Annotated in this window: 6 protein-coding genes and 1 pseudogene; 5 read left to right on the forward strand and 2 right to left on the reverse strand. The window is 65.9% G+C overall.

The features are described from left to right. Window positions 1–456 precede the first annotated feature (456 nt). The 5 genes and pseudogenes from ACWEBX_RS27405 (at window position 457) to ACWEBX_RS27425 (ending at window position 4,366) form a co-directional block, all read left to right on the forward strand. A complete protein-coding gene (locus ACWEBX_RS27405) occupies window positions 457–1,326 on the forward strand; it encodes an alpha/beta fold hydrolase (protein ID WP_451887464.1) in 870 nt (289 codons plus the stop codon). 72 nt (window positions 1,327–1,398) lie between these two features. Continuing rightward, the gene (locus tag ACWEBX_RS27410) at window positions 1,399–1,821 is read left to right on the forward strand and encodes an ATP-binding protein (protein WP_451887465.1); all 423 of its coding nucleotides are present in this window, start codon (window positions 1,399–1,401) and stop codon (window positions 1,819–1,821) included. Between the two features lie 60 nt (window positions 1,822–1,881). After that, on the forward strand, window positions 1,882–2,742 hold the full coding sequence (locus tag ACWEBX_RS27415) for a DUF427 domain-containing protein (RefSeq protein ID WP_451887466.1): 861 nt from the start codon (window positions 1,882–1,884) through the stop codon (window positions 2,740–2,742). 662 nt (window positions 2,743–3,404) lie between these two features. Continuing rightward, window positions 3,405–3,647: pseudogene (locus tag ACWEBX_RS27420) on the forward strand (transposase); the annotation flags it as partial. Between the two features lie 329 nt (window positions 3,648–3,976). Then, a complete protein-coding gene (locus ACWEBX_RS27425) occupies window positions 3,977–4,366 on the forward strand; it encodes a hypothetical protein (RefSeq protein WP_451887467.1) in 390 nt (129 codons plus the stop codon). 19 nt (window positions 4,367–4,385) lie between these two features. On the opposite strand, the gene ACWEBX_RS27430 is transcribed toward ACWEBX_RS27425, so the two are convergent. Together ACWEBX_RS27430 and ACWEBX_RS27435 are read right to left on the reverse strand one after the other, a co-directional pair. Further along, window positions 4,386–5,504 carry an IS630 family transposase gene (locus ACWEBX_RS27430; RefSeq protein ID WP_451887468.1) on the reverse strand — a complete coding sequence of 373 codons (1,119 nt, stop codon included), beginning with the start codon at window positions 5,502–5,504 and terminating at the stop codon, window positions 4,386–4,388. Between the two features lie 300 nt (window positions 5,505–5,804). Continuing rightward, the gene (locus ACWEBX_RS27435) at window positions 5,805–6,197 is read right to left on the reverse strand and encodes a hypothetical protein (protein ID WP_451887469.1); all 393 of its coding nucleotides are present in this window, start codon (window positions 6,195–6,197) and stop codon (window positions 5,805–5,807) included. Between the last annotated feature and the right edge of the window lie 348 nt (window positions 6,198–6,545).

Here is a 6,545-nt window from a genome sequence, read left to right on the forward strand (position 1 = left end):
TCGCCGAATGGTCGCGCTTCGACGACACGCGCAAGCGTTGACCAAGCCGTGCTGCCGGACGAAGCAGGCGCCGCCACCTTGACAGTCACCTCACCTGACCCGACGCACCCCACCTGCGAGGCAACGCGACAGGCGCGGCCGCTCCCTGCATGAGGCCGACCCCGACCGCCTCAGGCCGGGCCGGCCACGAGAGCCCGCGAAGTCGGCCAGACACCCCGTGCGGCACGAGGCGCAGCAGGCGGCATCGGCCGCCGAGGTGAAGGCCAGGTGGGCGGCTGCGCTGGCTGGCACCCCTCGACAGGCGGAGCCTAAAGGACAGGGCGCCCTACACCCTCCCGTGCGCAGGCGGCACCCGGCAACAGGTGCAGACTAACCACATAAAGCTGCTTGACAGGTTAGCTCAACCGTGCTCGACTGGGCATGTAACCACTAAGACGCAAGAGAAGGGTTATAGAAATGATCTCTGCAGTCCACCACCGCGCGACCACCGTCAACGGTCTTGAGGTCTTCTACCGGGAAGCGGGCGACCCCACGGCACCCGCCGTCGTCCTCCTCCACGGCTTCCCGACCAGCTCGCACATGTTCCGGCACTTGATCCCGGCACTCGCCGATCGCTACCACGTGATCGCCCCCGACCACATCGGCTTCGGCCAGTCAGCGATGCCCGCTCTTCAGGACTTCCCCTACACCTTCGACGCACTCACCGAGGTCACCTCCGGCCTGCTCCAGCAACTGGGCATCAACCGGTTCGCGATGTACGTCCAGGACTACGGTGCTCCCATCGGCTGGCGTCTCGCTCTTCAGGCCCCGGACCGCGTCACCGCGATCATCACCCAGAACGGCAACGCTTACGAAGAAGGCTTCGTCAAGCCCTTCTGGGACGGCGTGTTCGCCTACGCCAAGGCTCCGGGACCCGACACCGAAGCCCCCCTGCGCGGTGCCCTGACCCCCGAGATCACGCGCTGGCAGTACGTGAACGGCGTCGCCGACCCCAGCCTGGTCAGCCCCGACAACTGGATCCATGACCAAGCCCTGCTCGACCGCCCAGGCAATGACGAGATCCAGCTGAAGCTCTTCCGCGACTACCCGACCAATGTGGACCTCTACCCTCAGGTTCACCAGTATTTCCGTGACTCCCAGGTCCCGTTGCTAGCGGTCTGGGGAGCCAACGACGAGATCTTCGGCCCCGACGGAGCCACGGCGTTTGGCCAGGACCTGCCCGACGCCGAGATTCACCTGATCGAGTCCGGGCACTTCGCCCTGGAGAGCCACCTCGAGACGATCACCGAACATATCCGCGACTTCCTCGCCCGCGTCCTCGCCTGACGCACAAGGAACCGGAACAGTTGCGGACCATCGCCTCCCCCTCCCCCCTCCCGCAGCCGGCAAGGACCCTCCATGCGTCACTTCGCCCAACACAGCTTCAGCGCCACCCCGCAGACCGTGCGCACCGCCCGCGAATTCGCGATGCGGGCTCTCGACACCTGGGGCGGGTGTCAGCGCCGCGACGACATCCGGACATGCGTCTCGGAACTGGCAGGCAACGCCGTCCAGCACGGAAGCGCAGACGGCCGGGACTACCTGGTCCGACTCGTCCGGCATCCGTACTGCCTCCACGTCGAAGTCGACGACTGCGCGCTCGACTCCCGTATCCGCATCCCCTCCCCCTCACCGGACCGGGAGAACGGGCGAGGCATCCACCTCGTGCAGGAACTGTGCGACGACTGGGGAGTACAGCTCCGCACAGAGGACGCCAAGACCGTCTGGACATGCTTCCACCGTCCTGAGGCGCCTGTATCACGCTGCTCCCGCACGCCCTGATCGATGCCACCACCCTGGAGTGCTGCCACTCAACGCACCCCGCAACTCGAAGGAACCACCATGGGACTGTCCTGGCAGCAAGGCCCCCTCTCCGCCAGCGCGATCGGACACTTCCTCACCCCAGACCCGCTCCCCGAGCGAATCCTGTTCGCCGAGCGGCTGCGCCGCCGCATGCGCGTGAAGTTCAACGACACCTGGATCGCCGACAGTGAGAACGTGATTCTGCTCCACGAACCAGGCCGCTACCCCGTCGCCTACTTCCCCCGCGAAGACATCAATGACCAGGCGCTGGCCCCCAGCGGCAAGATCACCCGCCACAAAGACCTTGGCGACACCGCCTGGCATGCGGTGCACGCCGGGGACAAAATCACCGAGCGCGCAGCCTGGGAGTTCACCTCACTGCCCGGCTACGCCGCCGAACTCCAGGGCCGCATCGCCTTCGCCTGGCGAGCGATGGACTCCTTCTACGAAGAAGAGGAACGCATCCTGGGCCACGCCGCGGACCCGTACCACCGCATCGACATCCGTGACACTTCCCGCACTCTGGAAGTCCGCCTCGGCAACGTCGTGATCGCCCGTTCCGAGCACCCCGTCGTTCTCTACGAGTCCGGCTTCGCCCCACGCTGGTACGTACCGCGCGCTGACATCGACGAAAGCCGGCTGAACCCCGTCGAAGGCCAGACGTTCTGTCCCTACAAGGGCTTGTGCGACTACTACGACATCGGCGAGGCCCACCGCGCCGCCTGGTCGTACCGCAATGCCTACCGGGAGGTCGACCGGATCGGAGACATGGTTTCGTTCGAAGCGGACAAGGTCGACGTCTACCTCAACGGCACACGACTGCATCTCGAACCCGGGCAGGGCGTCGTCCCCCACGGCGTCGACCGCGGCCTGGACGCCGACGAGCCCAAAGCCCGCTGACATCGGATAGCCCCATTTGCTTGACCTGCGAGATGCGCCGAGATTCCAGCCGGAAGGTGCGGGGCGCCTGCTTGTGAAGCCGACGGATCGCCCGCCGATCGTGGCGGGTGGGTCAACCGAGGGGCAGACGACTGTCAGAGGGGACGGTCGGGCCGGCATTGCGTTCGTCAGGCAGACGGACAGGGTGCCGGTGCCGCCAATGGATGCCTGGCGGGGCTTCGGCGAACAGGCAGGCGCCCTCCAGTCGCACATGGTCCAGGTGCACCGTCCCGATGAACAGGCACTGTGACAAGTCGACATCGGCGAGCACCAGGTGGGCGGCATCTACCCCGCGCAGCGGGGCTATCCGCACCGGACGCGTCCCCCAGAAGCCCTTCCGCCAACTGTGTGCCGTCCGAGAGCGCGAAAGGCCCGGCTCTGCGGCGATCGTCAGGCCACCATCTGCAGTGGCTGGGCGCCCGGCACCGTGTTCACGCTCATGTCGAGTCCGGCATCCGGCGATCGCAAGCTCTCACCCCCACCTGGTTGCTGAGCGCGAAGTTCGCCCCGAACCAGGCCTGGTGCACCCTGCTCGCCCTCGCCATGGACCTGCCCCGGCTGAGTAAGAGCCGCCGCCCCAACGTCCCGGCAACGCCCTCGACTCAGGGAAGCCGACGCGCACGGGCGCCCGCCTCGGCATCGACGTCGAAGTCGTCCAACGCGAGCCGGGCGTCAAAGGCTTCAAGGTGATCCCTCGACGCTGGGTCGTCGAGCGGACCTTCGGCCGGCTCATGCACCACCGCCGCCTGGCCCGCGACTACGAAACCCACCCCCACCGCTCCGAAGCCATAATCCACATCGCGATGATCGACCTCATAAGCCGCAGACTCACCCGCGAATCCACCCCCAACTGGCGCAACACCTGAACCTCGAGCCAAACAACCTCGCCAGGACAAAACGCTCATTGACGCTTCCACGAACGCTTCCCGCCGGACACGGCGATGCAGCACACTCATGACAACGGCCTTCGGTTGATCCCGTATCTCTGTGACGGAGCACAGGATCAAGCGAAGGCTGTTGCCATGTCTGGCAAATGCCCAGGTAAGCAGCCAAATTCGAGGCGCATTTCGACACCGCTAGTGCTGTGACCGCGAAGGTTCACCGGGTCCGGGCGGTCAGGGTGAGCTCCGAGTTGGGATGGCCTGGTCGGTGGTGTAGCAGACTGTCGTGCCCCCGGCTCTGCGACGATTGCTGAGTGAGCAAGCAAGAGTGGGACACATTGACCAAGTCTGAAGAAGCCTTCATGGTCAATTCTTATGAGATCGACATCCTGCCTGGTGTCTGGGGCGATCTCGACGAAGCCGATCAGTCCCGACCGGTCAACGAGCTGGCGGGAATCTTGCTCGCTCTCATCGATCGTGGGTGGATCGAGGTCCGCCGACTCGCGCCGTGGACCTCCCCTTCCGGGGAGGCCGGCTTCCAGCCCGGCGAGCTGGTGCCTCGTGATCAACTTCCGGCGATTCTCGAAGACGCGGCCAACTGGGAGTATCCCGAAGACGGAGACTGGATCGGCACGTTGACCCTGGTCGAGACCGAAGCGGGAAAGAAGATCACTCGTCTTTCTCCCGAGGAGATGGCCGAGTAGGCCGTCATGGCGGGAAGCCTCAGGCCGCTGCCAACGGTCGGCCGCCCCAGCGCAGGCCCTTCTCGTTGCGGATGCGGGCTCGTTCGCGGCGTTGGGCGGCCAGGAGGTCGGGGTCGCGGGCGTTGGTATTGCGCCAGCGCAGATGGCGGTGCAGCTCGCGGGTCTGAACGGTGTGGTTGGGGTGGTTCGAGTTGGCCAGGGTGAACTGCCGCAGCGGCCCGAAATGCGCCTCGATCGGATTGGCCCAGGAGGCGTTCGTCGGGGTGAAGCACAGCTCGACGTTGTTCTTCCACGCCCACCGGCGGATCTTGGCGCCCTTATGGGCGGAGAGATTGTCCATGATCACGTAGATCGGAGCGCCGTCGGGGCGGGCGCCACGGATGGACCTGAGCGCGGCCAGGCTGTTGGTGGTGCCCTTGCGGCGGCGGTTGACACCCCAGAGGGTGTCGTCGCCGATGGAGTAGCAGCCGTGGAAGTAGGTCACGCCGTGGGTGCGGTGGTAGGTCGCCGGGACCCGGTCGGGCCGGCCCTGCTCGGCCCAGCAGGATCCGCCGGTCGGGCGTATGCCGAGCGGCCCGAACTCGTCGAACGCGAAAAAGCGGTCAGGGAAGTGGTCTATGACGTGCTCGATCCGTTCCAGTTTGGCATCGCGGTCAGGATCGGTGGACTCTTTCCAGGTCTTGGTCCGCTGGAAGGTGACGCCGCGTCGGGCGAGCAGGCAGCGCAGGGCCTCGCGACCGATGCGGATCACCCGCCCGTGGACTCTGCGGAGGTATGCGGCGAGCTTGCGGATCGACCAGCGGGTGAAGGGCTGGGCGAGTTTGGCCGGGCGGGTGGTGGCCGTCTGAACGACGAAGTCCTCGTCCTCAGAACTGAGTTGGCGGGGACGGCCTCCCGCCCACTGAGGGTCCAGACAGGCCAGGCCGATCTCGTTGAAGCGGTGAATGACGTCGCGCACAGTGTCCTCGTCGGCCGCCACCAGCCGGGCGATCACCGGCACGCGGTTCCCGCCGGCCGAGGCCAACAGCATCATCGCGCGCCGGTAGCGCACCGAGCTGGTGCTCCCCCGCCGCACGATCTGCTGCAGCCGCTGCCCCTCCTGGTCGGTCAGTCTGCGGACTTTGACCGGCTCTGCCACCACGCCTCCATGCACCAGATCGGATCTGTCCCCACATCCAACCGGCCCACGGCCCCTCACCGCCAAGCGCAACCCGGTGAACCATCCCGGTCAGAGCACTAGATAAAGAACAAGCTGAGGGCCCAGGAGTTCCGGACGGCGCTGGCCGACCAGGACTGACGGGCGCCGACCCGTCGCCTCTTTGTCCCTGGCGAGTACCGTCCGGGTACGGGTATCCGACCCGGGGAGCCACCGCGTTGTGGCCCTGGAGTGCGTGGCTCGGAAGGCATGCCCCGGATCTCTACCGTCACGGCGACACCATCAGTCGCCTGTGCGGGCCAGTGAGGCGCCCCAGGTGTAGCTCCCGTTGAAGGGGATGGTCGCGACGACGGCGGAGGTGGCCGTGCCTCCGCTGCGGGGCGATAGGTAGGACGTGATGGTGTAGTCACGACCGAAGGAGGTCGTGAGTTCGTTGCAGACCTTCCAGGTGTAAGGGCCTGCTCCCAGCCAGATCAGCCTGGTGTCGAGGTTGACGCCGGTGATGAATTTGTTCCAGGCGTAGGTTCCTGATGCCAGGTCGATCGTGCGGGTGATGCAATGAGGCATGTTGAAAAGGGGATCGCCCAGACTCAGTTGATCCGTCTGCCGGAGGTAGGCCGTCGGGTAGGTCGTGGCGGACGCCACACCGGCGGACGCCAGGATCGTGAAAGCCACGAAGGCCGCCGCCATCATCCGAGGGATTCGTGCCAGGAGCCGCATAGGGGGAGCCTTTCGCTTGTTCAAACCGCCCAAACGGGCCAACTGATCATCGCATGCCTGGCGAGCGCCTCGGGTGTGCGGAATGGCGCTGTCAAGTTGAGTGCCTGTGCCAGGTCTTTGCATGACAACTCGAGTGGTCTGTTGATGCAGTTCAGGAGCTCTCCTCCTCGACTCGTCGCTTCGGGCGGGCCGGAAACGTCTCGACGAGCACGTCGACCGCGTACTGCTTCACGAGCGAGGCGATGATCTTCCAGCTCGCCGGGTTCAGATGGATGTCGGAGACGTGGAGCACCCGGATCGTGG

The organism is Streptomyces sp. NPDC005070 (assembly GCF_053600395.1).

Excerpts from the sequence above, each read along its gene's own strand:
- ACWEBX_RS27405 (WP_451887464.1), top strand. The coding sequence starts at position 457 with ATGATCTCTGCAGTCCACCACCGCGCGACCACCGTCAACGGTCTTGAG.
- ACWEBX_RS27410 (WP_451887465.1), top strand. The coding sequence starts at position 1,399 with ATGCGTCACTTCGCCCAACACAGCTTCAGCGCCACCCCGCAGACCGTG.
- ACWEBX_RS27415 (WP_451887466.1), top strand. The coding sequence starts at position 1,882 with ATGGGACTGTCCTGGCAGCAAGGCCCCCTCTCCGCCAGCGCGATCGGA.